Origin of the sequence: Acidovorax sp. IB03 (assembly GCF_016406015.1) — a bacterium.
GTDB lineage: Bacteria > Pseudomonadota > Gammaproteobacteria > Burkholderiales > Burkholderiaceae_C > Acidovorax > Acidovorax temperans.
Map to the genome: position 1 here is coordinate 86,515 of NZ_JAEFCH010000011.1, position 26,184 is coordinate 112,698.

The 26,184-nt window shown below is 65.5% G+C and carries 22 protein-coding genes and 1 pseudogene; 11 read left to right on the forward strand and 12 right to left on the reverse strand.

Going from position 1 to position 26,184, the window contains the following annotated elements; translation table 11 throughout:
* Positions 1–171: 171 nt before the first annotated feature.
* On the reverse strand, positions 172–2,130 hold the full coding sequence (locus tag IHV84_RS08815; protein ID WP_198846584.1) for a gamma-glutamyltransferase family protein: 1,959 nt from the start codon (positions 2,128–2,130) through the stop codon (positions 172–174).
* Positions 2,131–2,619: 489 nt separating this feature from the next.
* Between IHV84_RS08815 and IHV84_RS08820 the strand changes: the two genes are divergently transcribed.
* Positions 2,620–3,408 (forward strand): MetQ/NlpA family ABC transporter substrate-binding protein, encoded by a 789-nt coding sequence (locus IHV84_RS08820; RefSeq protein WP_044397788.1) that lies wholly within the window; start codon positions 2,620–2,622, stop codon positions 3,406–3,408.
* Positions 3,409–3,595: 187 nt separating this feature from the next.
* Here IHV84_RS08820 and IHV84_RS08825 read toward each other — a convergent pair whose 3' ends face one another.
* Both IHV84_RS08825 and IHV84_RS08830 read right to left on the reverse strand, forming a co-directional pair.
* Positions 3,596–4,549 (reverse strand): AEC family transporter, encoded by a 954-nt coding sequence (locus IHV84_RS08825; RefSeq protein ID WP_198846585.1) that lies wholly within the window; start codon positions 4,547–4,549, stop codon positions 3,596–3,598.
* 111 nt (positions 4,550–4,660) lie between these two features.
* Positions 4,661–5,950, reverse strand: a complete 1,290-nt coding sequence (locus IHV84_RS08830; protein ID WP_198846586.1) for an ABC transporter substrate-binding protein — start codon at positions 5,948–5,950, stop codon at positions 4,661–4,663.
* Between the two features lie 325 nt (positions 5,951–6,275).
* Here IHV84_RS08830 and IHV84_RS08835 point away from each other — a divergent pair, with 325 nt between their 5' ends.
* The 4 genes from IHV84_RS08835 (at position 6,276) to IHV84_RS08850 (ending at position 10,725) form a co-directional block, all read left to right on the forward strand.
* The gene (locus tag IHV84_RS08835; protein ID WP_198846587.1) at positions 6,276–8,348 is read left to right on the forward strand and encodes an ATP-dependent helicase; all 2,073 of its coding nucleotides are present in this window, start codon (positions 6,276–6,278) and stop codon (positions 8,346–8,348) included.
* Positions 8,349–8,522: 174 nt separating this feature from the next.
* Positions 8,523–8,849: a hypothetical protein gene (locus IHV84_RS08840; protein WP_233099911.1), complete on the forward strand. Its 327-nt coding sequence runs from the start codon at positions 8,523–8,525 to the stop codon at positions 8,847–8,849.
* Positions 8,846–10,069, forward strand: coding sequence for a phospholipase A (locus IHV84_RS08845; protein WP_198846589.1), 1,224 nt, complete (start codon positions 8,846–8,848; stop codon positions 10,067–10,069). Before IHV84_RS08840 ends, IHV84_RS08845 begins: the two co-directional genes overlap by 4 nt.
* 269 nt (positions 10,070–10,338) lie before the next feature.
* Positions 10,339–10,725: a hypothetical protein gene (locus IHV84_RS08850; protein WP_044397796.1), complete on the forward strand. Its 387-nt coding sequence runs from the start codon at positions 10,339–10,341 to the stop codon at positions 10,723–10,725.
* A gap of 69 nt (positions 10,726–10,794) precedes the next feature.
* Here the strand turns inward: IHV84_RS08850 and IHV84_RS08855 are convergent, their stop codons facing one another.
* Positions 10,795–13,173, reverse strand: a complete 2,379-nt coding sequence (locus IHV84_RS08855; RefSeq protein ID WP_198846590.1) for a cytochrome P450/oxidoreductase — start codon at positions 13,171–13,173, stop codon at positions 10,795–10,797.
* Between the two features lie 93 nt (positions 13,174–13,266).
* Positions 13,267–14,079 carry an IclR family transcriptional regulator gene (locus IHV84_RS08860; protein WP_233099912.1) on the reverse strand — a complete coding sequence of 271 codons (813 nt, stop codon included), beginning with the start codon at positions 14,077–14,079 and terminating at the stop codon, positions 13,267–13,269.
* An 85-nt stretch (positions 14,080–14,164) separates the two neighbouring features.
* Between IHV84_RS08860 and IHV84_RS08865 the strand changes: the two genes are divergently transcribed.
* Entirely contained in the window at positions 14,165–15,142 is a 978-nt protein-coding gene (locus tag IHV84_RS08865; RefSeq protein WP_198846591.1) for a tripartite tricarboxylate transporter substrate binding protein, read from the forward strand.
* Positions 15,143–15,216: 74 nt separating this feature from the next.
* Here IHV84_RS08865 and IHV84_RS08870 read toward each other — a convergent pair whose 3' ends face one another.
* Positions 15,217–15,687: a universal stress protein gene (locus tag IHV84_RS08870; RefSeq protein WP_198846592.1), complete on the reverse strand. Its 471-nt coding sequence runs from the start codon at positions 15,685–15,687 to the stop codon at positions 15,217–15,219.
* Positions 15,688–15,806: 119 nt separating this feature from the next.
* Between IHV84_RS08870 and tgt the strand changes: the two genes are divergently transcribed.
* Both tgt and IHV84_RS08880 read left to right on the forward strand, forming a co-directional pair.
* Positions 15,807–16,979, forward strand: a complete 1,173-nt coding sequence (gene tgt, locus IHV84_RS08875; RefSeq protein ID WP_198846593.1) for a tRNA guanosine(34) transglycosylase Tgt — start codon at positions 15,807–15,809, stop codon at positions 16,977–16,979.
* Between the two features lie 105 nt (positions 16,980–17,084).
* Positions 17,085–18,029, forward strand: a complete 945-nt coding sequence (locus IHV84_RS08880) for a TIGR01777 family oxidoreductase (protein WP_370541232.1) — start codon at positions 17,085–17,087, stop codon at positions 18,027–18,029.
* A 186-nt stretch (positions 18,030–18,215) separates the two neighbouring features.
* Here IHV84_RS08880 and IHV84_RS08885 read toward each other — a convergent pair whose 3' ends face one another.
* From IHV84_RS08885 to IHV84_RS08905, 5 genes are all read right to left on the reverse strand, one after another.
* Complete coding sequence (locus tag IHV84_RS08885) at positions 18,216–18,668, reverse strand: hypothetical protein (RefSeq protein ID WP_198846595.1); 453 nt, start codon at positions 18,666–18,668, stop codon at positions 18,216–18,218.
* Positions 18,669–18,812: 144 nt separating this feature from the next.
* Positions 18,813–19,868, reverse strand: coding sequence for a zinc ribbon domain-containing protein (locus IHV84_RS08890; protein WP_142083278.1), 1,056 nt, complete (start codon positions 19,866–19,868; stop codon positions 18,813–18,815).
* Between the two features lie 80 nt (positions 19,869–19,948).
* Positions 19,949–20,755, reverse strand: coding sequence for a DUF2145 domain-containing protein (locus IHV84_RS08895; RefSeq protein ID WP_233099919.1), 807 nt, complete (start codon positions 20,753–20,755; stop codon positions 19,949–19,951).
* 146 nt (positions 20,756–20,901) lie between these two features.
* Positions 20,902–21,366, reverse strand: coding sequence for a hypothetical protein (locus IHV84_RS08900; protein WP_198846597.1), 465 nt, complete (start codon positions 21,364–21,366; stop codon positions 20,902–20,904).
* A 52-nt stretch (positions 21,367–21,418) separates the two neighbouring features.
* On the reverse strand, positions 21,419–21,898 hold the full coding sequence (locus tag IHV84_RS08905) for a YiaA/YiaB family inner membrane protein (protein WP_198846598.1): 480 nt from the start codon (positions 21,896–21,898) through the stop codon (positions 21,419–21,421).
* Between the two features lie 286 nt (positions 21,899–22,184).
* On the opposite strand from IHV84_RS08905, the gene IHV84_RS08910 reads away from it, so the two are divergent.
* Both IHV84_RS08910 and IHV84_RS08915 read left to right on the forward strand, forming a co-directional pair.
* On the forward strand, positions 22,185–23,363 hold the full coding sequence (locus tag IHV84_RS08910) for a trans-acting enoyl reductase family protein (protein ID WP_198846599.1): 1,179 nt from the start codon (positions 22,185–22,187) through the stop codon (positions 23,361–23,363).
* A 109-nt stretch (positions 23,364–23,472) separates the two neighbouring features.
* Positions 23,473–24,387: an EamA family transporter gene (locus IHV84_RS08915; RefSeq protein ID WP_198846600.1), complete on the forward strand. Its 915-nt coding sequence runs from the start codon at positions 23,473–23,475 to the stop codon at positions 24,385–24,387.
* A 12-nt stretch (positions 24,388–24,399) separates the two neighbouring features.
* Here IHV84_RS08915 and IHV84_RS08920 read toward each other — a convergent pair.
* Positions 24,400–24,915 (reverse strand): annotated as a pseudogene (locus tag IHV84_RS08920) (Lrp/AsnC family transcriptional regulator).
* Positions 24,916–25,087: 172 nt separating this feature from the next.
* On the opposite strand from IHV84_RS08920, the gene IHV84_RS08925 reads away from it, so the two are divergent.
* Complete coding sequence (locus IHV84_RS08925) at positions 25,088–26,104, forward strand: 1-aminocyclopropane-1-carboxylate deaminase (protein ID WP_198846601.1); 1,017 nt, start codon at positions 25,088–25,090, stop codon at positions 26,102–26,104.
* Positions 26,105–26,184: the final 80 nt, after the last annotated feature.

A 26,184-nucleotide genomic window follows, 5' to 3' on the forward strand; every position in this document is an offset into this window, starting at 1 on the left:
CTGAGTGAGCACCACAAGCCTCCGGCGACAGCCCCACGACTGCGCAAGCGTTTGCCACGGCCAGGCACGGCATATGCCAAAAAAAAGGCGCACTACTCACGCAGTGCGCCGTTTAGCACAAGGGCTGCCTTCAGTCAGCGCCAGTGCCCCAACGATGGCCCTGTGCTGCCATCAGAGGGCGCCGTCACCCAGCACAATCCCCTCACGGCGTGGGTCCACGCCGCCTTCGAGCTTGGTCTGGCCATTGCGGTTGACCCGCATGATGGTGGAGACACCGCTGGACTGCGCCGCGTTGTTGATGGTGTGGCCCTTGGCCTTGAGGCCGTCGATCAGGCCGGTCAGATCCAGCGAGGTATTGGCACCGTCCACGTTGGTGGTGGGGCTGTTGGTGGCGCCGAAGTTCACCAGCGAGGTGGCCTGCTGTGCATCCAGCCCCCAGTCCAGCGCGCCCACCACGGTCTTGAGCACGTACTGGATGATGGTGCCGCCGCCGGGCGAGCCGGTGGCCATCACAAAATCGCCAGGGCCGGTGCCCTTGAAGACCAGGGTGGGCGCCATGGTGCTGCGGGGCCGCTTGCCGGGAGCGACGCGGTTGGCCACGGGCACGCCGGCAGCGTCGGCGGGTTGCACCGAGAAGTCGGTGAGCTGGTTGGTGAGCAGGAAACCGCCGACCATGTGGTACGAGCCCATGCTGGATTCGACGGTGGAGGTCATCGACACCACGTTGCCATAGGCATCAACGATGGAGAAGTGGGTGGTGCCCTTCTCCACGGTCTTGTCCACGCCCAGCGGCACGTTGCCCAAATTACCCGCAGTGGCCGTGCCCATGGAATTGCCATTGGGGTTGATGAGCGATGCGCGTTGCTTGAGGTAGGCCTTGTCGATCATCGACGACACGCCGTTACCGGGCAGCGGGATGAAGTCGGTGTCGGCCACGTACTTGTCGCGGTCGGCATAGGCCAGACGCTGGGCTTCGGACACCAAATGCACGCCCATCACGCTGGGCACGCCGCCCTCGTTGCTGGGGTTGGTGGGGCCGTATTGGGAGAGGTCGAAGTTCTCCAGAATGCCCAGCGATTGCGCGATGGCGATGCCGCCCGAAGACGGTGGCGACATGGTGCAGATGTAGTAGCTGCTGCGGTAGGTGGTGCACACCGGCTCGCGCTTTTTGGCCTGGTAGTTCTTGAGGTCAGCCGCCGTCATGAGGCTGGGGGTGATGGGCGTCTTGGCTGCATCGTCGCCCACCGATTGGGCGGCCTTGGCCACGATGGCTTCGGCCAGGGGGCCGGAGTACATGGCGTTGGCACCGCCAGTGGCCAGGGTGCGCAGCGACTGGGCGTAAGGCAGGTTGGTGGTCACGGTGCCCGTGGTCTTGGGTGTGCCGTCTGCATTGAAGTAGGCGGCCACGGCGTTGGCATCAAGCTGCAGGTTGGCGGCGTTGGTGCGGATCGCGTCGCCCATGCGGCCAGGGATCTTGTAGCCCGATGACGCCAGGCGAATGCCTTCGTCAAACAATGGCGCCCAGGCCAGCTTGCCATGCTCCTTGTGGGCCATGTCCAGCATGCGCATCACGCCCGGCACTCCGATGGAGCGGCCGCTGCGCCGTGCGCTGGGCACGGGGGCGGGAGACGAGGCATTGCTTTGGTCCTGCCGCGCCAGGTAGTAGCCGGTGGCGGCGGCGGGTGCGGTTTCGCGGCCGTCATAGGCCACCACCTTCTTGTTGGCGGCGTCGTAATACATCATGAAGGCGCTGCCAGCGATGGTGCTGGACTGCGGCTCGACCAGGCCCAGCACGGCCTGCACGGCCACGGCAGCATCCACCGCCGTGCCACCGGCCTTGAGCACATCGCACCCGGCCTTGGTGGCCAGCGGGGTGTTGGCCACCACCATGTAGTTGCTGGACTGCTTGGCCTTGTAGCCCAGGCGGTAGCCCGATGCGGCTTCAGGCGCAGCAGGGTCGCCCGGCAAGCCGGAACCCACCACCACCGCAGAGCCGGTGCCCGAGACGACCGAACAGCTTTGCGCGTTGTTGTCCACCGCCAGATCGGAATCTAAGCCATTGCCGCAACCGTACAGCGACAAGGCCACGGCCACGGGCGTCAATGCCCAGAACCAGGTTTTTCTCTTCATTGGTATCTCCTGTTGTGGATGAACTTCGGCAGCCCGCCCCCTCGAACAGGTTCTTCATTCGCGGGCGGCCTGCACTGACGCAGCAAGTTGTGTGCCGCATCACCTCCCCCATGGGCCGCGTGGCTGGCAAAGCACACGGGCTGGCGGCGCGGCCATCATTGCACTGGCTTCACAACGCTGCCAGGCCGTTGGCGAATAACCCACGAATGGCGTCCAGCGCTCAGCGCTTTCAAAGCCCGAGCCAGCCTGTGCGGCACGGAGCAAACAACACCTCTGCACCCTGCGCATCAACCGTGCGAACCCCTCTGCCTGCAGGTTTCGCAGGGCAAGGCAACGCCGATAGACATGTTCCCAATATCGATATGAGAACAAAGTGTTGGACTGATTTTTTGCGCTACCTAGACTTCACCATTCACAACCAGCGCCGGGGTGCACAAGGCATCCACGGTGGTGTTGAACCTTTGTTACTGCCTTAGAAAGTCATTTTTCATGTTGAAGAAAACAATCTCCGCGATTGCCCTGGCCACCCTGGCCCTGGGCGCACAGGCCGCCGATGTGGTGCTCAAGGTCGCCGCGTCTGCCGTGCCACACGCCGAGATCCTGAACTTTGTGAAACCCCAGCTCAAGGCACAGGGTGTGGATTTGCAGGTGCGCGAATTCAGCGACTACATCCAGCCCAACGCCGCAGTGGAAGACAAACAGCTGGATGCCAACTTCTTCCAGCACCAGCCCTACCTCGACAGCTACAACCGGGATCGCAAGAGCAGCATCGTGGGCGTTGCAGACGGCACGGTGCATGTGGAGCCCTTCGGCGCCTATTCGCGCAAGATCAAGGCAGCCAGCGAACTCAAAGACGGCGCCACCATCGCCATTCCCAACGACCCCGCCAACACGGGCCGTGCGCTGTTGCTGCTGCAAAAGCAGGGGCTGATCGAACTCAAAGACCCGAAGAACATCACGGCGACGCCGGTAGACATCGTGAAGAACCCCAAAAATCTCAAGTTCCGCGAACTGGAAGCCGCCTTGCTGCCGCGGGCGCTGGACGATGTGGACCTGGCCCTCATCAACACCAACTACGCCATCGAAGCCAAGCTCAACCCCACCAAAGACTCGCTGTTCCTGGAGTCCGGCAGCTCGCACTACGCCAACTTCATCGCAGCGCGCAAGGATCGGGCCAACGACCCCAGCATCCTGAAGCTGGTGAAAGCCTTGCGCACACCGGAAGTGAAGAAGTTCATTCAGGACAAGTACAAGGGCGCCATCATTCCGGCGTTCTGATGCCCCCAATGGCCTGCCGGAGCTTGCGCTGACGAACAAGGGCGCAAGCACCCTGCGGACCCACTGAATTTAGAATATTTGAGGCTCCAGCGCTTATGAATAAAGCGCTGGCAGCTATCAAAAGTGAAGCACACGGCGCAACTACCGTTGCTCGAAAACACCCGGTTCAACTGCGCAGTGCCGGAGCTCAGGTCAGGAGTGCCACCGCAGCCGAGAAGCTCACAAACGCCAGGGCGGTGGACACCAAAATGATGCGGGCGATGCGCCCGTTGTGCGCGCCAAATTTTTCGGCCAGCAGCGACACATTGCTGGCACTGGGCAGCGCGGCCAGCAGCACCAGCACCGTGAGGGCAAACGGCGCCAGCGGCACGCCCAGGGCGATGGCGGCTGTGCCCACACACCACACCAGCAGCGGGTGCACCAGCAGCTTGGCCAGTGCCACGGGTACGTAATCGCGCGCGAGCACCTGTTCGTGCTGGTTCATCTGCGAGCGGGCCAGCACGGCACCAATGGTGAACAGCGCCACGGGCGATGCGGCATCGGCCAGCATGGCCACGGTCTTGTCCACCGGACCCGGCAGCTGAAACTGCAAAGCCGAGGCCACCGCGCCCAGCGCAATCGACCACGGCATGGGGTTGGTGGCAATGCCCTTGAGCGCGTTGCGCACGGCCGCGCCTGCGCCCTGCGCACCGGCACCATCCAGCCGCGACAGCGCAATGCACACCGAGCTGGTGAAGACCATGTCGATCAGCACGATGAAGATGGCGGGCCCGGCGCTTTGCGCCCCCAACAAGGCCACCAGCAGCGGCACGCCCATGAAGCCGGTGTTGGGAAAAGCCGCGACCAGGGCGCCGAAGGCAGCGTCGTTCCAGCCGATGCGGGCATTGCGCGTGAGCGCTACCGTGCCCGCCACCATGACCAGGGCGCACAGCACATACACGCCAGCCACGGCCGGGTCCAGCAGCTTGCCAATGGGCGTGCTGGCGCCAAAGCGGTACAGCATGCAGGGCAGCGCAAAGTAAAGCACGAAGGCATTGAGCCCCGGGATGGCCGGCTGGGGCAGCACGCCGCGCCGTGCGGCCAGGTAGCCGCAGAGCACCAGCGCGAAGAAGGGGAAGGTGATGAGCAGGACGGACAGCACGGCCCGATTGTCCTTGTTGCGCCGTCGGCCCGGGCCGACGGCGCCCGAGGTGGTCAGCGCAAAGTCAGGTGGGTGGGCTCGCGGGTGGCGAGCGCAGGCACCCGCTTTTCGTTATTGCTTGCGCTGCACGATGAGGTTGCGTTTGGCGTCTTCGGGGTAGGCAAAGGTGATGGCACCGTTCTTGACCACGCCCATGACCAGCATGTTGCGCGTGATCGCGTCCTTGTCCTGCGCGCTGAAGGGCTTGTCGTAGGTGGTGACCACGCCGTAGTAGGTCTTCATCTTGCCCTCCAGCGACTCCTTGATGGCCTTGCCGTTCAGGTTGCCGTCGCGGATGCCGAGGAACGAATACATCAGCAGATAGGTGGCGTCGTAGGCGTTGGCCGCCGCCATGGGCACCGCCAACTTGACCTTGTACTTGCGGGTGTAGCCCGACAGGAATGATGCCCGGCGCTCGTTGCTGGGTTCAGCAATGAAGGTCTGCACCACGAGCGCGCCCTCGGCAGCGTCCTTGGCGCCTTCCAGAAAGTACGGAAAGGACAGCGTCCATGGCCCCATCTGCGGCACCTTCCAGTTCAGCGCTTTCTTGCCGTTGGCGATCACCGCATTTTCCTGGCCCACGGTGTAGCTGAGGATCACGTTGGCCCCCGCAGCGCGGGCGGCCGTGAGCTCGGCCGTGAGGTCTTTGACGCCCAGATCAAAGCGCCCTACGTACACTGGCTTGAGGTTCTTGGTCGCCAAGGCGGCCACCATATCGTTATAGCCGCCCTCGCCGTAGCCGGTCTTGTCGGCAAAAATGGCGACCTTGTCCCAGCCGCGTTTGACGATGTCGTCCACGATGAACGGCGCCTGGATCGCGTCGCGCCCTTGCACGCGGAAGATGTAGCTGTCGGGCGCGGGGTATTTGGCCGTGATGGCAGTGGCCGTGGCGCAGGGCACGATGAGCGGGCTTTTGGCGTCCTGGAACAGGTCGATGGCCTTGAGCGCCACGCCGCTGTTGCAAAAGCCAATGGTGGCAACGACCTTCTCTGCCAGCAGCTCCTGCGACACCTTGCGGCCCTGTTCGGGGTCGGCCCTGTCGTCCTTGATGACCAGCTCCAGCGGGCGGCCGAGGTAGCCGCCCCCGGCATTGATCTCGTCCACCGCCAGCTTGATGCCGTTGAGCATGGGTACGCCAAAGTCGGCCGACGGCCCGGTGAAAGGCCCCACCACGCCGATGCGCGCGGGAGCGTTGGCCCCCACCTGCGCCTGCGCCGTCCGTGGCAGCAGCGCCGCGCCCGCCAGCACACCGGCAGCCGCCAGTGCGGCACAGGCGGTCCATGCAGGCAGGGCCAACCTAAGGCGGCCCGCTGGGGGCGTGGCGGCGGTCAGAGCGATGGAAGGCGGGGTCACAGGGTTCATGGCGGTGCTCGGTTCACAACACTCCCCCAGCGTGGGGGGATCTGCTCATCAGTATCAAATGGTGAAAACAAAGTCCCTAGCGGGGTTTCCCGGAGCACAGGGCCTGCCCCATGGGCAGCGGAGCGCCCCTGTCAGCAGACCGCCAGGCGCCGGGCGTGTTCAGGCGATGGCCGATGCCCTCGCCCCGACCCTGGCGGGGGTACGCCGGTATCATAGCGCCCTTGCGCTGCACGCCCCCTCGGCATGCACCCCACGCCCGTGGCGTCCACCGCCCCGCGCCTGTCCGGGTCTCCCTTCGCATCTTTCTGCACGTTCCTCCTCCTCCATGTCTGCCGGTCTCAATCTCGCCCAGCTCCAGGCCGTTCACTACACCGACGGGGCCTGCCTCGTCCTGGCCGGTGCGGGATCGGGCAAGACGCGGGTGATCACCATGAAGATCGCCCACATGATCGAAAAGGGCATGGACCCCAGGCGCATTGCGGCCATCACCTTCACGAACAAGGCGGCGTCGGAAATGCGCGAGCGCGCCGGGCACCTGATTGGCAAACGCGCCAAGGATGTGCTGATCTGCACCTTCCACGCGCTGGGCGTGCGCATGGTGCGCGAAGACGGCCATGTGCTGGGCCTCAAGCCGCAGTTCAGCATCCTCGACGCCGACGACGTCACGGGCATCCTGAAGGAAGCCTCAGGCGGCACCACCGACATGGCCACTGCGCGCCAATGGCAGTGGGTGATCAGCAAGTGGAAGAACATGGGCCTGACCTCCGAACAGGCGCTGGCCCAGGCGGCGGACGACAACGAACGCATCATCGCCACGCTGATGGCGCGCTATGAAGAGCGCCTGGCGGCCTACCAGAGCGTGGACTTTGACGACCTGATCGGCATGCCGCTGCGCCTGCTGCGCGACTTCCCTGAGGTGCGAGCCAAGTGGCAAGCCGCCCTGGGCCATGTGCTGGTGGACGAATACCAGGACACCAACGCGACGCAGTACGAGCTGCTCAAGCTGCTGGTGGGCGAAAAGGGGCACTTCACGGCCGTGGGCGACGATGACCAGTCCATCTACGGCTGGCGCGGCGCCACGCTGGACAACCTCAAGAAGTTGCCGGTGGACTACCCCCACCTCAAGGTCATCAAGCTGGAGCAGAACTACCGCTCCACCAGCGCCATCCTGCGTGCGGCCAACAACGTGATCGGGCCCAACCCCAAGCTGTTCCCCAAAACGCTGTTCAGCGAACTGGGCGAAGGCGAGCCGGTGCGGGTGGTCGATGCCGACAACGAGGAGCACGAAGCCGAGCGCGCCGTGGCCCGCATCCAGAGCCTGCGCGCCGCCAGCAACCCGCCGCCGGACTGGAAGAGCTTCGCCATCCTGTACCGCGCCAACCACCAGGCCAAGCCGTTTGAAAAAGCGCTGCGCAAGGCCAACATCCCCTACAAGGTCTCGGGCGGCACCAGCTTTTTTGACCGGGCGGAAATCAAGGACCTGTGCGCCTGGTTTCGCCTGTGGATCAACAACGACGACGACCCGGCGTTTTTGCGCGCCATCACCACGCCCAAGCGCGGCATTGGCCACACCACGCTCGCGGCGCTGGGCGCGTTTGCCACGCAGCACAAGCAGAGCATGTTCGGTGCGCTGTTCAACGGCATGCTGCCGGCCGCCGTGCCCAAGCGTGCCATGGACGGTCTGCACGAGTTTGGCCGCTACATCAACTACCTGGAGTACAGCGCCCGCCGCACGGTCGGTGCAGAAGACGCTCGCGCCTTCCTGAACGACTGGCTCAAGGAAATCGGCTACGAGCAGCACCTGTACGACAACGAAGACAGCGAAAAGGTGGCCGCCGCCCGCTGGAGCAACGTGATGGAGTTCTGCGACTGGATGGCCCAGCGCGCGGGCGGGCAGATCGACGACACGGCCGGCGCCGTGGTGGCCAAGGAGACCAAGAGCTTGCTGGAGGTGTCGCAGACCATTGCGCTGCTCTCCACCATCAGCGAGCGCGAGCAGGAACAGGACATGGTGACCCTGTCGACCCTGCACGCCAGCAAAGGGCTGGAGTGGCCCCACGTGGTGCTGGTGGGCGTGACCGAAGGCATGCTGCCCTTCAAGCTGGACGACGACGAAGGCCGCCAGCAGAAGGTGAGCGACGACACGCTGCAGCGCTTGCAGGAAGAGCGCCGCCTGATGTACGTGGGCATTACCCGCGCCCAGCGCACCCTGGCCGTGAGCTGGACCAAGAAGCGCAAGAAGGGCCGCGAAATGGTGTCGGCCCAGCCCAGCCGCTTCATCGCCGAAATGGGCCTGGACAAGACCACCGCCCGCGAAGACCCGCGCGAAAAGCTCAAGGCCCTGCGCGCCGAATTTGCCGCCAAGAAAGCCTTGGCCGACAGCACCCCGCCGCGCTGAAAGGCGCAGCCCACGACGGCACATCCCCTTATGGCACGCTCGCGCACCCATCTCCCCCGCCACGCCGCAGCCCTGCTGCCCGCTTTGTTTTTGATAGCAATCAGCGCTTATCCTACAAGCGCCAGCAGCCAAAATGACCCAAAATCCGGCGCAGCCTGCCCAGCGGCTGTGGAGATGAGCCACCTCCACCTGCAAGGGCACTGGCGCGCCGAGCTGCAAGCCAGCACCGCCACGCTGCAGCTGGGGCCCCACCCGGAGCTGGCCCACAGCGTGCGCGGCACCGTGCAGCGCGGGGGCACCAAGGCACAGGTCAGCGGCGACGTGGATGACGGCGACCTGACTCTGGAAGAATCGATCAACGGCACCAACATCAGCGCCACCTGGACAGGCCGGGTGGTGGATGGCAGTTGCGGCAAGGAAATACGCGGATCATGGACCCAAAGCACCTCTCCCGACACACCCCAGCCCTTCGTCCTGCGCAAGCAGGCCAGCTGGCAATGAGCGACGTCCGCCCGGCGCGGCCCCAGCGCATGGGCTGGCCCGCTGCCCTGGCACTGCTGCTGGCCCCCGCAGCGGCCATGGCCCAAGCCACATCTGGCGGGGCAGCCGCGCCAGCCGCAGGAAGTCAGGACGCCGCCTGGCGCCGCTGCGCCGCCTTGTCGGGCGACAACACGGCCCGCCTGGCCTGCTTTGACGCCTGGGCCGGTCAGCAGGCCTGGCAGGCTCCTGCTGCCTCAGCAGTGGCAGGCGCAGCCCCCGGCAGCGCCACCGCGCCAGCGGCAGACGCCAGTTCACCAGCCAAGCCCGTAGACACCACGCTGCCCGCCACCCGCATCATTGACGTGGCTCGCACCGAAGGTTGCCGCGACCCGCAGTACAGCGACCTCTCGCGCTTCTGGGAGCTGGAATCTGGCAGCGACTGCGGCACCTTCAGCTTCCGTGGCTACCGCCCCATCACCGTGTCGGTGGTGGCGTCAGACTCGGTCAACCGCCAGCCCACGTCGGCCGCCGCTGGCCACTCGGCCACAGAAAGCACCCCCTACCGCACCACCGAGAGCCGCATCCAGCTGTCGGTGCGCACCAAGCTGGCCCAGGGGCTGCTCACCCAGGGGCACCCCACGCTCAAGGATTCGGTGTGGTTTGGCTATTCGCAGCAGTCGTACTGGCAGCTGTTCACGCCCCAGATCTCGCGCCCGTTCCGGTCCACCGACCACGAACCCGAAATCATGTACGTCTACCCCACCACCGCCCAGCTGCCCTTTGGCTGGCGCTGGCGCTACAGCGGCGTGGGCCTGGTGCACCAGTCCAACGGCCAGAGCAACCCGCTGTCGCGCAGCTGGAACCGGGTGTACCTGATGACCGGCATGGAGCTGGACAACCGCTGGACCGTGACCGGCCGGCTGTGGAAGCGCCTGTCTGAAAGCGCCGACAGCGACGACAACCCCGGCATCAGCGACTACGTGGGCCGGGGTGAACTTGCCGTGCGCTGGAACGTGAACAAGGACAACACCCTGGGCGCCACCTTCCGCAGCTCGCTGGCCAGCAGCGACCGCGGCTCTGTGCGACTGGAGTGGATGCAGGCGCTGGGCAGCGGCCTGTGGGGCGGCAAGAGCAACCTGCGCCTGCACACCGCGCTGTTCAGCGGCTACGGCGACAGCATGATCGACTACAACCGCAAGCGCACCGTGTTCAGCCTGGGCGTCAGCCTGGTGGACTTCTGAGCATCTGAACAGGTTTTCACGCCGGGGCCCGGTCCAGCGCAGGAATACCGGGCCCTCTGAAACTTGAGGCGCATCAAGGCGTCGCATATTGTTACAACCTCGCCCTCAAGTTTCACAAAATGCCGCCGGGGCACCGCCACAATGGCGCGCGCACCCCAGCCGGCAAACCTGCGTGCCACGCGCCTGATAAGCGCGGCTTTTTGGCCGTTTTACCCCCGATTGCCTGGTGCATATGCCCTCGAAAATGCCGACACAAGAGGAAACAGCCCATGGACATGCAATACCAACTCAAGGCAGGCAGCTACTACCTGTACGACATGCGTGAAGCGCCCAGCGCCGTCACGGGTGAGCGCAGGTTCAAGCTCAAAACCGACACCGTTGCCATTGCTTTTGACGTGCACACCGGCAAAGTGCACCAGCACGGCAGCCCCACCCGCATCCAGTCGTGGGCCAACAACACCCGCCGCCGCCTGCGCGCCGCCGGTGCCCAGCAAGAGGCCAATGACATCGTGGTGGTGTCGGGTCCGCTGCCGGTAGACGAGCTCAACAAATGCCTGTGGGTCAGCGGTTACGTGCGCCGCATGTTTTCTCGCTTGGCCACCCTGCCCCACGGCAAGCTGCAGCGCCCGGCAGAGCCATTTCGCAAGGCCGCCTGATTAAGAGGCCACATTCACCATCAAAAAAGGGAGCCAGACGGCTCCCTTTTTTGTGCCCGGTGCAGGCGTTCACAGCGCCAGCACCACCTTCTGCCCCGCCGCGCGCGAGCAGCAAGCCAGCAGACGGGTGTTGGCGGCGCGCTCGGCCTTGGTGAGCACCTTGTCGCGGTGGTCTACCTCGCCAGACACCACGGCCACCTCGCAGGTGCCGCACAGGCCTTCGCCGCAGTCGCAGGGCACGTCCACCCCCGCCGCCTGCAGTGCCTGCAGCAAGGTGCGGTCGGGCGGCACCGTCACCTCCAGGCCAGAGTCTTTCAGCACGGCGACAAAAGCGTGCTCCTTGTCGGGCTGCAGGCCCAAGCCTTCGCCACTGAAGTGCTCGTAGTGCAGCACCTGTTCGGGCCACTCGGCGCCCAGGGCTTCCAGCTCGTCAATCAGGCGGTTGGGGCCGCAGGCGTACACCCGGTGATTGGCCTGCACGCCCGCCACCACGGTAGGCAGGTGCAGGCGCCCGCCCTCGTCCTTCACATGCAGGATGAGGGCCGGGCCATGGCCCTGAAGCGCGCGCGGCAGCAGGGCCATCTGGGCGCGGCTGCGGCCTGCGTAGTGCAGCACATACGGCTTGCCCAGGCGCTGCAGCCGGTCGGCCATGGCCAGCATGGGGGTGATGCCGATGCCTGCGGCAATCAGCACATAGTGGTCCGCCGTTTCATCCAGCCGGAACAGGTTCTTGGGGCCTGCCAGTTGCACGGTGTCGCCGGGCTGCAACTGGTCGCAGAAGTGGCGCGATCCCCCGCGCCCCTCGGCCTCGCGCTGGATCACAACCTGCAGGTGCTGGCGGTCGTCTGCCGCGCCGCACAGCGAATATTTGCGGCGAAAGCCGCCGGCCACCACATCCACATGCGCGCCGGCAGACCAGGCAGGCAGCGCGGCCCCCTGCGGGTCGGCAAACACCAGGCGAAAGGCACTGTCGCCCTCGGGCTGCTTGTCTTTCAGCACCACGGTGCGGGTGATCGAGTCCTTGGCGGGCGGGCCGATGTAGAACGGCACCGGCTCGGGCGCATGCTCAGGCGCTGAATAGGCTTGCAAACGCTCGGGGTTGCGGGCCGGGTCCCACTCCACCCACAGCCGCGCCGGGCCGCGGAACGAGGTGTTGGAGAGGTATTCCTGCGGCTGCCCCTCCACCAGGCGCATGTGCGGCAGGCGGCGCACAAACTCCTCCAGAAACACGCGCATCTGCAGGCGGCCAATGTTCTTGCCCATGCACTGGTGCGCGCCGTAGCCAAAGGTCAGGTGCTCCACCGCTGCTTCGCGGTACACATCGACCTCGTCGGGGTTTTCAAAATGGCGCGGGTCGAAGTTGGCCGAGGCCTGCACCAGCAGCAGCTTGCTGCCCTTGGGGATGGGCACGCCGCCCACCACGGCATCGGCGGTGGCCTGGCGCCGCCACGCAATGATGGAGCCTGCCACGCGCAGGCATTCTTCCACTGCGTTGGGGATGAGCGCCGGGTTGGCGCAGATGTCTTCCCACGCCTTGCGGTGCGACAGCAGCGTGAGGAACGCATTGGCCGTGGCGTTGGAGGTGGTTTCGTGCGCCGCCGCCAGGATGGCCATCATCATCGAGCGCAGGTACGACTCGGGCACCACGTCGGGGTGCTTCAGGTGCTGGCGAATGGTTTCGTACATCCAGCCCTCGCCATCGGGCTGGGCGCGCATGGTGTCCAGAATCTGCTGCGCGGTCTGCCAGAAGCGGCCCACGTTCTCGGCAATCTCCAGCTGCTCCTGCGGCGTGGGCCGGCCCCAGGTGTTGAGCGTGTGCGCCACAGCAAACTGCCGCAACTGCTCGGCCCCCTCGTCGGGCACACCCAGAAACTTCAGGGCGATGTTCAGTGGAATCTCGTAGAACATCTCGGCCACCAGGTCGGCCCGGCCCTGGTTCACGAAGCGGTCCATGTACTGCCGCGCCAGGTCGCGCACCATGGGTTCCAGGGTGATGAGGCGCTCGGGCAGGAAGGCGTCCATCAGCAGGCGGCGGCGCTCCATGTGGTCGGGCTCGTCCTCGTTGACCATGGTGCGGTTCATGGCAAAGCCATAGCGCTGCAGGATGGACATCACCTCGGGCGTGGCCGGGGTGATCTTTTCGAGCGCGATGGAGGGCGAAAACAGCAGGTTGTCGCGGAACACGGCCTTTACGTCTTCGTAGCGCGTCACCACCCAGTAGCCCAGCTGCGGGCTGAAAAATACGGGTTCTTGCTCGCGCGCCCAGCGCAGGTACTCGGCAGGCGCCTGCATGTAGGCGGGCTCGAAGGGATTGAACGCCGCCGCGTTGGCACTGACCGGGCAGCCACCAGGCGTGGCGGCCTGGGCAAAACTGCGGTGGTCTACGGGGCAGCGCCCCATGGCGGGGGCCGAAGGGATGGCGTTGGTGGCTGGGGTCGGAGCACTCATGGAGCGGATGGTATTAACCGAAATCAATTTACGCAATGCGTAATTTCCCTTCGATTTCCATCCATCCAGCCCGCCAGCGCGGAGTTCAACCGCTCAGGCAGGCGGTGCGTACCCCATGGCGGCGCTGATGGCGGCCGCTTCTTCCACCACCCGGGGGCAGATGCTTCCGCCAGGGCGGGCGTCAAAGCCGTTGCTGGCACCCAGCGCCGTGAGCACCGCGCTCACATGGCCCCGGGCATCGAACACCGGGGCCGCCACCGCACTGATGCCTGCCAGCAGCGTGTCGCGCACGATGGCGCAGCCCTGGCCAAGCACCTGCTGGCGCAGCCCCTGCACCGGGTCGCTGCCGCCCACCAGGGAGCGTTGCTCGGGCGTGGCGGCCTCGTACTCGGCCCGGGCCGTGGCCTGCAAGGCTTCATCGTCTGAAAAGGCCAGGAACGCCTGCCCCGATGCAGACCACAGCAGCGGTAGCACCGAGCCGGGGCGGATGTTGACGGTGACGGGCAGCGAGGGCTCTTCCATGCGCATCACTGTGGGGCCCATGTTGCCCATGACAGCGATGAAACAGGTCACCCGCAGCGATTCCCGCAGGCGCAGCAAGGCGCTTTCGCCCATGCGCACCGGGTCGCACTGGCGCAGGGCTGCTAGGCCAATGCGCACCGCCTCGGGCCCCAGGTGGTAGTGCTGCGTGGCGGGGTGCTGCGCCACCAGCCCCTCGGATGTGAGGCTGGACAGGTAGCGGTGCACCTTGGCGGCGTTTTCGCCCGCTTCGGCCGCAATGGCCGTGAGGCTGGCCGCGCCCCCCAGCCGCGCCAGCGCTTTCAGGATGGTCATGCCGGTTTCGGCCGACTGCACGCGTTGGCGGCGCTTGCCGCCGTCTGACGGGAGGGAGGAGGAGTTTTCCATGATCCAGATCACAGGGTTATCACGACTGAATGATTACGCATTGCGTAATATCATTGCAAACAATAAATCCATTCAAGGAGCCAACATGCTGAACCGCCGCTGCGCCACCGGCCTGATCACTGCCATCGCCCTGCTGGGGGGAACCGTGGCCGCCCACGCCCAGAGCTACCCCGCCAAGCCCATTCGCTGGGTGGTGCCCTACCCTGCGGGCGGTGGCTCGGACTTTTTGGCGCGCACCATCGGCCAGCAACTATCGCAGCAGATCAGCCAGCCCGTGACGGTGGACAACAAACCCGGCGGAAACACCGCCATTGCGGCGTCAGAAGTGGCCCGCTCGGCGGCAGACGGCTACACGATCTTATCGGCCGACAACGGCACCATGGTGTTCAACACCGCGCTGTACTCCAAACTCACCTACAACCCCGAAAAAGACCTGACCCCCGTCACGCTGATGGGGCGCTTCCCCATGATCCTGGTGGTGGGCCCGAACTCGGATGTGAAGGACGCCAAGGACTTCGTGGCCAAGGCCAAGGCCGCCCCCGGCAAGATCAGCTACGGCTCGGCCGGTGCGGGCAGCCCGCACCACCTGGCCATGGAACTGCTCAAGGTGCAAGGCGGTCTGCACATGGTGCACATCCCCTACCGCGGCGCAGCTCCCGCCCTCACCGACCTGGCCGGCGGGCAAGTAGCCGCCATGATGGTGGACTTGGCTGCTGGCGCAGGCTTCATCAAGGGTGGCAAAGTGCGCCCGCTGGCGGTGGCCAACCCCACCCGCCTGCCCCAGTTGCCTGACGTGCCCACCTTTGCCGAACTGGGCATCAAGGGCGTGGAAGCCTCGGCCCAGGTGGGTATCGTGGCGCCCGCCAACACGCCGGCCGACACCGTCGCTGCCCTGCAAAAGCAGGTGGCCACGGCCATCCAGCAACCGGCCATCCGCCAAAAGCTGATTGATTTCGGCATTGAGCCTGTGGGCAGCACGCCCCAGCAATATGCCGAGCTGATCCGCACCGAAGTGCAGCGATGGCACCAACTGATTCGCGAGCAGAAGATATCGCTGGATTGAAAGGGGCGAACGCCCCCACCATGCAAAAAGGCCGCAACGCGGCCTTTTTTCTTTGGCGGTGCGCTGACTTGCAATCAGTCATCGCCCTCCACGTCACCGTCCACCAACGCATCCTGCAGATGCTTGACGATGGTGACCGGCACCGCACAGGCACGCGCCACCTCTTGCGACACAGAGCCCAGCAGCGCACTGCTGAGCGCCCCATGGCCCTTGGCGCCGATGACCACCATGTCTGCGCCATTGCGCTCGGCCATGTCCACCAGCGTGTGGGCGGGGTCGCCCAGGCCAATGTCGGTTTCATAGGCCACACCAGCCGCCTCCAGCAAGGCCCGGGCGGGCGCCAGCAGGTGCTCACCGGCTTCCACGCTGGCTGCAGCGATCAGGCCGGGGTCCCGGCTGGTCACCAGCTCGTACAGCGATGCAGGCTCTTGCACATGGGCCAGCACCACCGTGGCCTGCAGCCCCTGCTGCAGCCATTGCAGCGTGTGCCGCACACCGTCGAGCGACAACTCCGAACCATCCACGGCCACCAGAATCTTGAGCATGTTGTTCTCCTTGCGGGTTACTGACCAGACCAGTGTAGTCACCCCTGCGGGCTGCACCAGCACCTTGCGCAAAGGTCCTCCAAAAACAGGCCGGGGCGGTGTCTGGGACAATCCCGCCCATGCTTCAGTTCGACCTTCTCAAAACAGACCCCTCCAGCCACGCGCGGCGCGGCAAGCTCACGCTCAACCACGGCGTGGTGCAGACCCCCATCTTCATGCCCGTGGGCACCTATGGCACCGTCAAGGGCGTGATGCCGCAAAGCCTGCACGACATGGGCGCGCAGATCATTCTGGGCAACACCTTCCACCTGTGGATGCGCCCCGGCCTGGACGTGATGCAGAGCTTTGGCGGCCTGCACGGCTTTGAGAAGTGGGACAAGCCCATCCTCACCGACTCGGGCGGCTTTCAGGTGTGGAGCCTGGGCGCCATGCGCAAGATCACCGAAGAAGGCGTGCACTTTGCCAGCCCCGTCAACGGAGACAAGCTCTTCATGTCGCCCGAGGTGAGCATGCAGATCCAGACCACGCTCAACTCCGACATCGTGATGCAGCTCGACGAGTGCACACCCTACGAAACCAAGGGCCACTTGACCACCGAGGCCGAAGCGCGCAAGAGCATGGAAATGAGCCTGCGCTGGGCCAAACGATCCAAGGACGAATTCGAGCGCCTGGGCAACCCCAATGCGTTGTTCGGCATCGTGCAGGGCGGCATGTACAAGAACCTGCGCCAGGAATCGCTCGAAGCCCTGGTGGCCATGGACTTCCCCGGCTACGCCGTGGGCGGCGTGAGCGTGGGCGAGCCCAAGGACGAGATGCTGGACATCATGGCCCACACGCCCCACCGCCTGCCTGCCCACAAGCCGCGCTACCTGATGGGCGTGGGCACGCCCGAAGACCTGGTGCAGGGCGTGGCCGAAGGTGTGGACATGTTTGACTGCGTGATGCCCACGCGCAACGCACGCAACGGCACCATCTTCACCCGCTACGGCGACCTGAAGATCCGCAACGCCCGCCACAAGGCCGACCACCTGCCGCTCGATACCAGCTGCACCTGCCACGCCTGCGCGGGCAAGGACGGCGTGGCGTGGGACCAGGGCGGGCGCGGCGGTTTCTCGCGTGCCTACCTGCACCACCTGGACCGTTGCAGCGAAATGCTGGGCCCCATGCTCACCACCATCCACAACCTGCACTACTACCTGAACCTGATGCGCGAAGTGCGCGAGGCGCTGGACGCGGGCACCTTCAGCCAGTTCCGCGCCCAGTTCAAGGCCGACCGGGCCCGGGGCGTGTAAGCCCGGCCCCGGGAACCTGGGGCCCCCAATCCCCCCTGGGCAGCAATGCCCAGCCCCCGAAACCATAATGCGGCTGCTGGAGTTCACCCACTGGAGCACGCCGCTGTGACTGTTTCGCCTTCTCCCGTTTCTCCCGTTCCTCCCGCCTCCCCCGCCATGCATGTGCTGGTCACCGGCGGCACCGGCTTCATCGGCTCCGCGCTGGTCCAGCAGCTGCTGGCCACCGGCCACCGCGTGACGGTGCTCAGCCGCAAGCCCGCCAGCGCCCAGGCCCTGTTCCAGGGCCGCGTGCAGGCCGTGCGCAGTGCCAACGACCTGCCTTCCGACGCCCGCTTTGACGCCATCGTGAACCTGGCAGGCGCCCCCGTGGTGGGCCCGCCGTGGACGGCGGGGCGGCGGCAGGTGCTGCTGGACAGCCGCGTGGGCGTGACCGAATCCTTGCTGGCCTGGCTGCAACGCGCCACGCACCGCCCGGCGGTGTGGGTGCAGGCATCGGCCATCGGCTTTTATGGCGTGCGCCCGCCGCACGAAGTGCTGACCGAAACCAGTGCTGCAGGCGGTGGCTTCATGTCCGAACTGTGCGTGCGCTGGGAAGCGGCTGCGGCCAAGGCCCAGGCGCTGGGCGTGCGCCAGGTGGTGCTGCGCCTGGGCGTGGTGCTGGGCCCCGGCGGCGCACTGCCGCCCCTGCTGCTGCCGATTCGCCTGGGTGTGGGCGGGCGCATGGGCAGCGGTCAGCAGGTGATGAGCTGGATCCACCGCGACGATGTGCTGGCGCTCATTCACGCAGCGCTGCGCGACCCGCAGATGCACGGCATCTACAACGCCACCGCCCCCGAGACCATTGCACAGGCCACCTTTGTGGCCACCGCAGGCAAGCTGCTGCGCCGCCCCGTGTGGCTGCCGGTGCCCGCAACGCCGCTGCGCTGGGCCATGGGCGAAATGGCCCAGTTGTTTGTGGACGGGCAAAACGTGGTGCCTGCGCGGCTGCAGCAGCAGGGCTTTGCCTTCAAGTACCCCACGCTGGAACAGGCGCTGCGCGATCTGGTGTAGCACATGGGCCCTGGATTGCTATGCAAAACATAGCTTCTGGCGCTTACCCCGCCTGCCCTAGAGGCTATTTTCATCAAAAAAACGCACACTGCCTGCGCGCTGCGTTCATGCGGGCTTGCATTCAGCCAGATCACCGGGCGGGCAGCCGCAGACCAGGCGAACCGACGACGCAACAGCACACCCGTATCAGAGGGCTCCGAGCACCTGGGCCTGCAGCACGCGGCACTGGCTCGCGGGCGCAGGCAGTTCGGCACTGCGGTGGCTGGAGCCATCGCGCAGCACCACGCGCAGATAGCAAGGCCGGCCGGGCTTGCCCCAGCCCACCAGCACGGTCTGCACCTGGTCTCGCGGCACGCGCACCGGCAGTTGCCACGAGCCAGCGTAGCGCAGCTCCAGCCCTGCCCCATTCACCTGCAATTGCACGAACCGGCCCCAGGTGCTGACATACACCGTGCCCACGGCCAGGCACAGGGCCAGCGCGTACCCCACAGCCACCCAGCGCAAGCGCAGCGGCGTGGCCAAATGGCGGCCCCCTGCGTAGGCCGCGATGGCCATGGCCGACACGGCGAACACCATGGCGGTCAAGCCCGTGCCGAAGCCTTCCTGCACCTGCGCTGCCGTGGCAAATTCCATGTTCATGGCGAAGGCTCCGGCCGCACACTGCGCAAAGCACTCAGCCCATCACTATATTTTTCATAGCTGGCAGCGCTTATTCCCCTTGGGTTTAAATCGCTTTTCACCCTCAAACCAGCCCTGGTTCGCACGGTGTGCGCCACCACCTCGTCAGGCCTCGCTGGCCAGGCGCAGCTTGGCGCTGGTGCCACAGGCGTGGCAAAAGTGGGCGAAGGCGCTCTTGCGGGTGGTGCACTGGCCGCACCGGTCAAACAGGCCAATGCCGCAGTGGGGGCAGAAGTCGATGGTTTCGTTCTTCAGGTCGACCGGGCGCTCGCAGCCGGGGCACACGTTCTTGGCCAGGCGGGCCAGGGCCACGTCGTAGCTGAGTTCTTCGCGGCGCTGGGCATCGGGCATGGCTTCGGCCAGCTTCTGGCGCTCCAGGTAGCGGTTCAGGGCCAGGATGGCATAGCGCCCCACCAGCACCGTGATGCCAATGCCCACCACATAGCGCACATAGCCCCCGTAGCTGGGCAGGTAGGGCACCAACTCCACGAAGAAGGCAAACAGCGCAAAGAAGATGAAGCCCCACACAAACGGCCAGTAGGTGCTGTGGCGCTTTTTGGCAAACAACCAGCCTGCGGCCACGAGCAAAGGCAGCGTGAGCGCCAGGCGGTACAGGAACACGCGCAGCTCCAGCTTGCGGCGCTCTTGCTGCAGGCGCGTGTAGCCGTCGGCCTCCAAATCGCTCAGCTGCCTTTGAGTGGCAGCTGCCGTCTGGCGGGCGTCCAGCGCGGCCTGCTGCTGGGCCTCCACGGCGCGCAGGGCCTGGCGTTCGGCCTGCTTGAGCAGGTCCAGCTTGCGCGTGCGCTCCAGCACCTCGGGGTCGTGGTCGGCGCGCTCGGTCACGCGGCGGGTGGCCAGCCAGTTGTTGAAGGTTTCGCGCTCGGCCTGGTTGTCGCTCATAGCCTTGCGGTGCTGCAGTTGCGCCTGTTCCAGCGCAGTCTGCGCGTCCTGCTCGGCGTCGCGCTGGGCGCGGATGGTGTCGCGCAACGCGCGGGCCTGGGCCTTGTCGAGAAAATCATCGACCTGCAGCGGGCGTTCCACCTTGGGCAGATCGCCCACGATGGTGCCGCCCAGGCCAATCAAAAAGCTGGCGAACACCACCGCCACCAGCCACAGACCACGCCGAAACCACTTCTCTGACAAACGCAAGGCTTTGCTCATGGTTGCTTCTCCCGTTGATAGTTGCTATTTTTTTTATAGCTTACAGCGCTTACCAGACAAGCGCTATAAGCCATTTTTACTCATTGCTTCTGATACAGCACCGTGAAGGGGGCCGCCGCCAGCTGGGTGCGCTGCATCCAGGCCAGCACCGAATCCACCGTCACGGTCTCGATGCGGTCCGAATAGCGCTTGTCGCTGGGGTGGTCGTCAAACGCGATGTTGGCAGACCCCACGCGCCCACCCAGCCGGGTCAGCGGCCCCAGCCGCAGGGTGGTGGGCTCGTAACCCTTGAACCGCAGCCAGGCCTGGGCCTGCTCGCGGGTGCGGATGGTGGTGGGCTCCATCGCCGCAGCCAGCGTCTCAATCGCCCACTGGTTGGATTGCTGGTACTTCTGCCCCCACACATAGCTGACCATGCTGTAGTGCGGCGTGTGCAGCGCCTTGGCGCGGGCGTTCTCAGTAAGCACGGGCCACAGCTGCGCCTGCACGGCGGCGCTGGGCACGGCCACCACGGCTTCAAAACGCCACAGGTCGTCCAGAAAAAACTCGCCCAGGCCCTGCCGGTACACATGACCCAGGGCCGTGCCGCAGTCGTTGAGCTTGTGCGTCACGCGCCACGGGCCTTCGGGCGTTTTGTAAGCCCAGCCCAGGTGCGAATAGCGCAGGCCGTACTTGCCCAGGTCTTGCCCGGCGCGGCCAAGCAGCACCACCTTGGCGCCGCTGCGCGCGTGCTCGGCGTCCAGCGCCTGCGAGGTCTGCGCGGCCAGCGCCATGCCACGCTCCACCACCTGGGGCGTGGGCTTTTTCGCCTCGCACGATCGACCCGCGTGGGCCGGGGCCGATACCAACACTGCGGCGACCGCCAGCGTCGCACACCCGCAGCACATCCAAGGGGCGCGAACCAAGTGAGGGATGCCAAGCAAGGGCCTAGGCCGGCCGCACCGCCCCGCAGCAAGGGCATCGTCTCCCTTCCCGCGCGCAGCGCGAGAGAAGGGAGAAGCCGCGCAGCGGCTCAGAGGGATGTACTTCATCATCACAGACGTTCGTTGTGCAGCAAGGCACGGCCCAGGGCATTGGGCACAAAGGCCAAGGCCTCGCCCGCCACCGACAGAATCACCCCGGTGCCGATGACACTGCAGGTCACCACCGTGCCCACGGCATGCACGGATGCGCCCACGCCGCGCCCGGCCACCTCCACACTCACCTGCGCGCCGTCTGATGCGCGCTCCAGCAGGTAGACAGTGCCGATGGCCGAGCCTTCCACCGCCTTCACCGAAAGAACAGCACCCGTGGCCGACAACGCCACCGGCAGGGCCACGGCAGCACCAGCCACCGCCGAGCCCGCACCCGCCACACCCACCACCGAAGCCACCGGCAGCAAAGACAGCACGGCAGAGGCTTCGCTGTGCGCATGGGCTGGCGCTGCGGCCAGCGAACCCCACACACCGGCAGCCACACACAGGCCTGCCACGGCTTTTTTCAACAATGCAATACGCATGAATGACTCCTTAGCAATCAGAACAAAAGGGAGGGAAGCTGGGCTCCGGCGTTCAATCGGCGCTCTGGGCTGCGGCATGGGCCGCTTCGCGCCGGCCTTGCAGGCGGGCTTCCATCAGGTCGACCTCGTAGCGGTCGCGCAGCATCTTGGCCAGCGTGAAAGCCGATGTGATGAGGTACAGCCAGCTCACACCCAAGAAGGCCTTGTAGGTGACGTTGATCTCCATGCCCACCAGGCCCCAGCCGGTCAGGCCCATGGCCACCGCAAAGCCGCCCCACACCACCAGCTTCCACAGCGGGGTATCGCTCGCGCCGCGCCGGGCGCTCTGGTTGTCACGCACAAACTTGGACAGCATGAACGTGGCCGAAAGGCAGAACACGTAGCCCATCACCATGAACACTTTTTCCAGGTCAGCGCCTGGCAGCCAGGCCAGCCCCACGGCACACAGGAACACCGCGATGCCGAAGGAAATCCAGACCTGCATTTGCCATGCACGGGTGTCGCGAAGAACAACGATGGGAGAAGCAGACATTGCGTTGGTGCCCGCAGGGGGCCTTGGTTGAACACGGACTGGATCGTGCCGCCCGTGGCCCAACATCGAGGCAAAAAGAACAGCACAGTTCTCACGCATCAGCCAAAAAGTACCGTTATTCGATACTTTTCAAGCGACAGCGCGGCAAAAACTGGCCCCCACCGCCCCGCACGTATGCGACAGACAACCGCCCTGCCCGCCCAGACAATGCGCCACCCACCTGCCGGGCCTGCGGCCCCCTTGGCACCACACCGGCAACCCCTGCGCTTTTTGGAGTTTGAACTGCATGAACAAGCCTTTTGATCTGGTCGTCCACGGTGCCACCGGCTTTACCGGCCGCCTGGTCGTTGAATACCTGCTGCAACGCTACCCCGCAGGCAGCGGCCTGCGCTGGGCCATGGGCGGGCGCAATGCCGACAAGCTGGCCGCTGTGCGCGACGAGCTGGGCGCACCAGCCGACACCCCCCTGGTGGTGACCGACACCACCAACCCCGCCAGCCTGCAAGCGCTGATGAACGCCACGCGCCTGGTGCTGACCACCGTGGGCCCGTACCAGCTGTATGGCAACGAACTGGTGGCCGCCTGCGCCGCCAGCGGTGTGGACTGTGTGGACCTGTGTGGCGAGCCCGCCTGGATGCGCCAGATGATCGACGCGCACGAAGCCACCGCGAAGGCCAGCGGCGCGCGCATCGTGTTCTCGTGCGGGTTTGACTCCATCCCGTTCGACCTGGGCGTATTCATGCTGCAAAAGGAATTTGCCCAGCGCTTTGGCCATGCCGCCCCCCGCGTGCGCGGCCGCGTGCGCAAGATGAAGGGCACCTTCTCAGGTGGCACCGCCGCCAGCCTCAAAGCCACCATGGCTGCAGCCGCCAGCCAGCCCGGTGTGCTCGATCTGCTGAAAAACCCCTTCTCGCTCACGCCCGGGTTTGAAGGCCCGCGCCAGCCCTCGGGCCACAAGCCCATGGTGGACGAAGCCCTGGGCGATGGGGTGTGGGTGGCACCGTTTGTGATGGCGGCCATCAACACGCGCAACGTGCACCGCTCCAACCTGCTGCTCAAGCACGCCTACGGCACCGACTTTGTGTACGACGAAATGCTGGTCACCGGCCCGGGCGAGAAGGGTGAAGCCATCGCCAACGCGGTGGCGGGCGACAAGTCGCTCGGCTCCGACAAAGGCCCCAAGCCCGGCGAAGGCCCCTCGCGCGAGGAGCGCGAGAACGGCTTTTACGACGTGCTGTTCCTCGGCACCGACACCGAAGGCCACAGCCTGCGCGTGAGCGTGAAGGGCGACCGCGACCCCGGCTACGGCTCCACCTCCAAGATGATTGCCGAGGCGGCGGTGTGCCTGCTGCAGGACGCTGCCAGCACCCCCGGTGGCATCTGGACCACGGCGCCTGCACTGGGCGACAAGCTGATCGCACGACTGCAGGCCAATGCGGGACTGACGTTCGCAGTCGAAGCCTGAACGCAGGCCAAACGCGAGCCTTGTCGGTGCTTGCCTTCTGCGCGTGGGTACCGGATTGGCAACATGCCGTGCGGCAGCCCACAATGCAGGTCCACACCACCTGCTGCTCATGAACGCCCCACTCACCCCTCGCGATCTGTCCCTGGCCCTTCTGGTCATCCTGGTGTGGGGGCTGAACTTTGCGGTCATCAAGGTCGGGGTGGCCGATATGCCGCCCCTTCTGCTGGGCGCGCTGCGCTACCTCTTGGCTGCGTTTCCAGCGCTGCTGTTCGTCAAGCCGCCCAAGGTCCCCTTGCGCCTGTACCTTCTGTACGGCATGACGATGGCCGTGGCCCAGTTTGCGCTGCTGTTCACAGCCATCCACATCGGCATGCCTTCGGGCTTGGCATCGCTGGTGCTGCAATCGCAATCGTTCTTCACACTGCTGCTGGCCGTGGTGGTGCTGCGCGAGCAGTGGCAGGGCAATCAGGTGGCCGGCTTGGCGCTGGCAGGGGTGGGGCTGGTGCTGATTGGCAGCGCGCATGGTGCCTCGATGCCACTGGCCGGCTTCGCGCTCACGGTAGCCGCTGCTGCGATGTGGGGCTGCGGCAACCTGGTGACCCGCGCAGTGGGACGGCATGGGCCGATGAACCAGTTTGCCTTCATCGTGTGGTCCAGTGTGGTGGCGCCGCTGCCGTTCGTGGCGCTGTCGCTGCTGCTCGACGGCCCCGCTGCGGTGTGGGCTGCGGTGCAGCACCTGTCGCTGAAATCCATGGCCGCCGTGGCCTACATTGCGTGGATTTCAACCCTGCTGGGTTTTGGGCTGTGGACGTACCTCATGTCGCGCTACCCCGTGAACCGCGTGGCACCCTTCACCCTGCTGGTGCCCGTGGTGGGTCTGACCACCGGCTGGGTGGCGTTCGGCGAGCAGTTGCTGCCCGTGCATTTTGCCGGCGCAGGGCTCTTGATGGCGGGGCTGGTGGTGAACGTGTTCGGCGGCCCGCTGTGGGCTGCCGTGATGGGCCGGCTGCGCGCAGCCCGGTAAGTCCGGCAGGCACTACAGCGCCAGCGGCAGCTCGGTGGTGGAGAGCACGTTGCGCAGCACCATGAACGAGCGCACCTGGCGCACGCCCGGCAGATAGAGCAACTGCTCTGCGTGCAGGCGGTTGAAGCTCTCGCTGTCGCGGGTGCGGATGAGCATGAAGTAGTCGAACTCGCCTGTCACCACATGGCATTCCATGCAGCCGGAGACTTAGGCGGCGGCCTTCTCAAAGGCGGCGAACGATTCGGGCGTGGAACGGTCCAGCACCACGCCAATCATCACCAGCATGCCCGCCCCCACGGCCTGGGGGTTGAGCAGCGCCACCACCCCTTCAATCAGCCCCAGCCGCTTGAGTCGCTCCACGCGCCGCAGGCAGGCGGGCGGGCTCAAATGGACCTTTTCGGCCAGCGCGACGTTGGACAGAGAGGCATCGCGCTGCAACTGCCGCAGGATGGCTTTGTCGGTGCGGTCCAGCTCTGCCGACATATCGACGGGCGGCGCATTCTTGCTACGAACTTTTGTTGCACACATAGTTCATTTTTCAAACTTTTGATGGATTAATCTGCATTTATGAAAACCAAACATCCGAAATTGCATTGATTTTCACAACCATTTGATTCCCGCATTTTCCTACGATGAAGGCACTGCAAGCGCGCTTGCATTCCACCCTTCTTCCACCCGCCTTCACCGACTGGAAAACGCCATGAACCTGCAGAAATTTCCCCGCTACCCGCTGACGTTCGGCCCCTCGCCCATCACACCGCTACCGCGCCTGTCGGCCCACCTGGGCGGCAAGGTGCACCTGTACGCCAAGCGCGAGGACTGCAACAGCGGCCTGGCCTTTGGCGGCAACAAGACGCGCAAGATGGAGTACCTGATTCCCGAAGCCATCGCGGGCGGCTACGACACGCTGGTGTCGATTGGCGGCATCCAGTCCAACCAGACGCGCCAGGTGGCCGCCGTGGCCGCACACCTGGGCATGAAGTGCGTGCTGGTGCAGGAGAACTGGGTGAACTACTCCGATGCGGTGTACGACCGCGTGGGCAACATCGAGATGAGCCGCATCATGGGCGCCGATGTGCGCCTGGATGCTGCGGGCTTTGACATTGGCATCCGCCCCAGCTGGGAACAGGCCATGAACGACGTGAAGAAGGCGGGCGGCAAGCCCTTCCCGATTCCCGCCGGTTGTTCTGAGCACCCCTACGGCGGTCTGGGCTTTGTGGGCTTTGCCGAGGAGGTGCGCCAGCAGGAAAAAGAGCTGGGCTTCCAGTTCGACTACATCGTCGTGTGCTCGGTCACGGGCAGCACGCAGGCGGGCATGGTGGTGGGCTTTGCGGCCGACGGCCGTGCGCGCAAGGTGATTGGTATCGACGCCTCGGCCAAGCCCGAGAAAACCCATGCGCAGATTCTGCGCATTGCCCAGAACACCGCCAAGCTGGTGGAACTGGGACAGGAGATCACCGCCGAAGACGTGGTGCTGGACACGCGCTACGGCGGCCCCGAGTACGGCCTGCCCAATGAAGGAACGCTCGAAGCCATTCGCCTGTGCGCGCGGCAAGAGGGCATGCTCACGGACCCGGTGTACGAAGGCAAGTCCATGCACGGCATGATCGATAGGGTGCGCCGTGGCGAATTCCCCGAAGGCTCTCGCGTGCTGTACGCGCACCTGGGAGGGGTGCCGGCGCTCAACGCCTACAGCTTTCTTTTTCGCAACGGCTGATGCCCCTGCTGCGGCCGGTGATGCCATGGCGCGCATCACCGGGCTGTCGTTGATTTGAGGCGGCCTATCCGGCGCCGCAG

Excerpts from the sequence above, each read along its gene's own strand:
- IHV84_RS08865 (WP_198846591.1), top strand. The coding sequence starts at position 14,165 with ATGCTGAACCGCCGCTGCGCCACCGGCCTGATCACTGCCATCGCCCTG.
- IHV84_RS08820 (WP_044397788.1), top strand. The coding sequence starts at position 2,620 with ATGTTGAAGAAAACAATCTCCGCGATTGCCCTGGCCACCCTGGCCCTG.
- IHV84_RS08905 (WP_198846598.1), bottom strand. The coding sequence starts at position 21,898 with ATGTCTGCTTCTCCCATCGTTGTTCTTCGCGACACCCGTGCATGGCAA.
- IHV84_RS08830 (WP_198846586.1), bottom strand. The coding sequence starts at position 5,950 with ATGAACCCTGTGACCCCGCCTTCCATCGCTCTGACCGCCGCCACGCCC.
- IHV84_RS08840 (WP_233099911.1), top strand. The coding sequence starts at position 8,523 with ATGAGCCACCTCCACCTGCAAGGGCACTGGCGCGCCGAGCTGCAAGCC.
- IHV84_RS08885 (WP_198846595.1), bottom strand. The coding sequence starts at position 18,668 with ATGAACATGGAATTTGCCACGGCAGCGCAGGTGCAGGAAGGCTTCGGC.
- IHV84_RS08850 (WP_044397796.1), top strand. The coding sequence starts at position 10,339 with ATGGACATGCAATACCAACTCAAGGCAGGCAGCTACTACCTGTACGAC.
- IHV84_RS08860 (WP_233099912.1), bottom strand. The coding sequence starts at position 14,079 with ATGGAAAACTCCTCCTCCCTCCCGTCAGACGGCGGCAAGCGCCGCCAA.
- IHV84_RS08910 (WP_198846599.1), top strand. The coding sequence starts at position 22,185 with ATGAACAAGCCTTTTGATCTGGTCGTCCACGGTGCCACCGGCTTTACC.
- IHV84_RS08925 (WP_198846601.1), top strand. The coding sequence starts at position 25,088 with ATGAACCTGCAGAAATTTCCCCGCTACCCGCTGACGTTCGGCCCCTCG.
- IHV84_RS08815 (WP_198846584.1), bottom strand. The coding sequence starts at position 2,130 with ATGAAGAGAAAAACCTGGTTCTGGGCATTGACGCCCGTGGCCGTGGCC.
- IHV84_RS08835 (WP_198846587.1), top strand. The coding sequence starts at position 6,276 with ATGTCTGCCGGTCTCAATCTCGCCCAGCTCCAGGCCGTTCACTACACC.
- IHV84_RS08895 (WP_233099919.1), bottom strand. The coding sequence starts at position 20,755 with ATGTGCTGCGGGTGTGCGACGCTGGCGGTCGCCGCAGTGTTGGTATCG.
- IHV84_RS08870 (WP_198846592.1), bottom strand. The coding sequence starts at position 15,687 with ATGCTCAAGATTCTGGTGGCCGTGGATGGTTCGGAGTTGTCGCTCGAC.
- IHV84_RS08890 (WP_142083278.1), bottom strand. The coding sequence starts at position 19,868 with ATGAGCAAAGCCTTGCGTTTGTCAGAGAAGTGGTTTCGGCGTGGTCTG.
- IHV84_RS08915 (WP_198846600.1), top strand. The coding sequence starts at position 23,473 with ATGAACGCCCCACTCACCCCTCGCGATCTGTCCCTGGCCCTTCTGGTC.
- IHV84_RS08900 (WP_198846597.1), bottom strand. The coding sequence starts at position 21,366 with ATGCGTATTGCATTGTTGAAAAAAGCCGTGGCAGGCCTGTGTGTGGCT.
- IHV84_RS08855 (WP_198846590.1), bottom strand. The coding sequence starts at position 13,173 with ATGAGTGCTCCGACCCCAGCCACCAACGCCATCCCTTCGGCCCCCGCC.
- IHV84_RS08845 (WP_198846589.1), top strand. The coding sequence starts at position 8,846 with ATGAGCGACGTCCGCCCGGCGCGGCCCCAGCGCATGGGCTGGCCCGCT.
- tgt (WP_198846593.1), top strand. The coding sequence starts at position 15,807 with ATGCTTCAGTTCGACCTTCTCAAAACAGACCCCTCCAGCCACGCGCGG.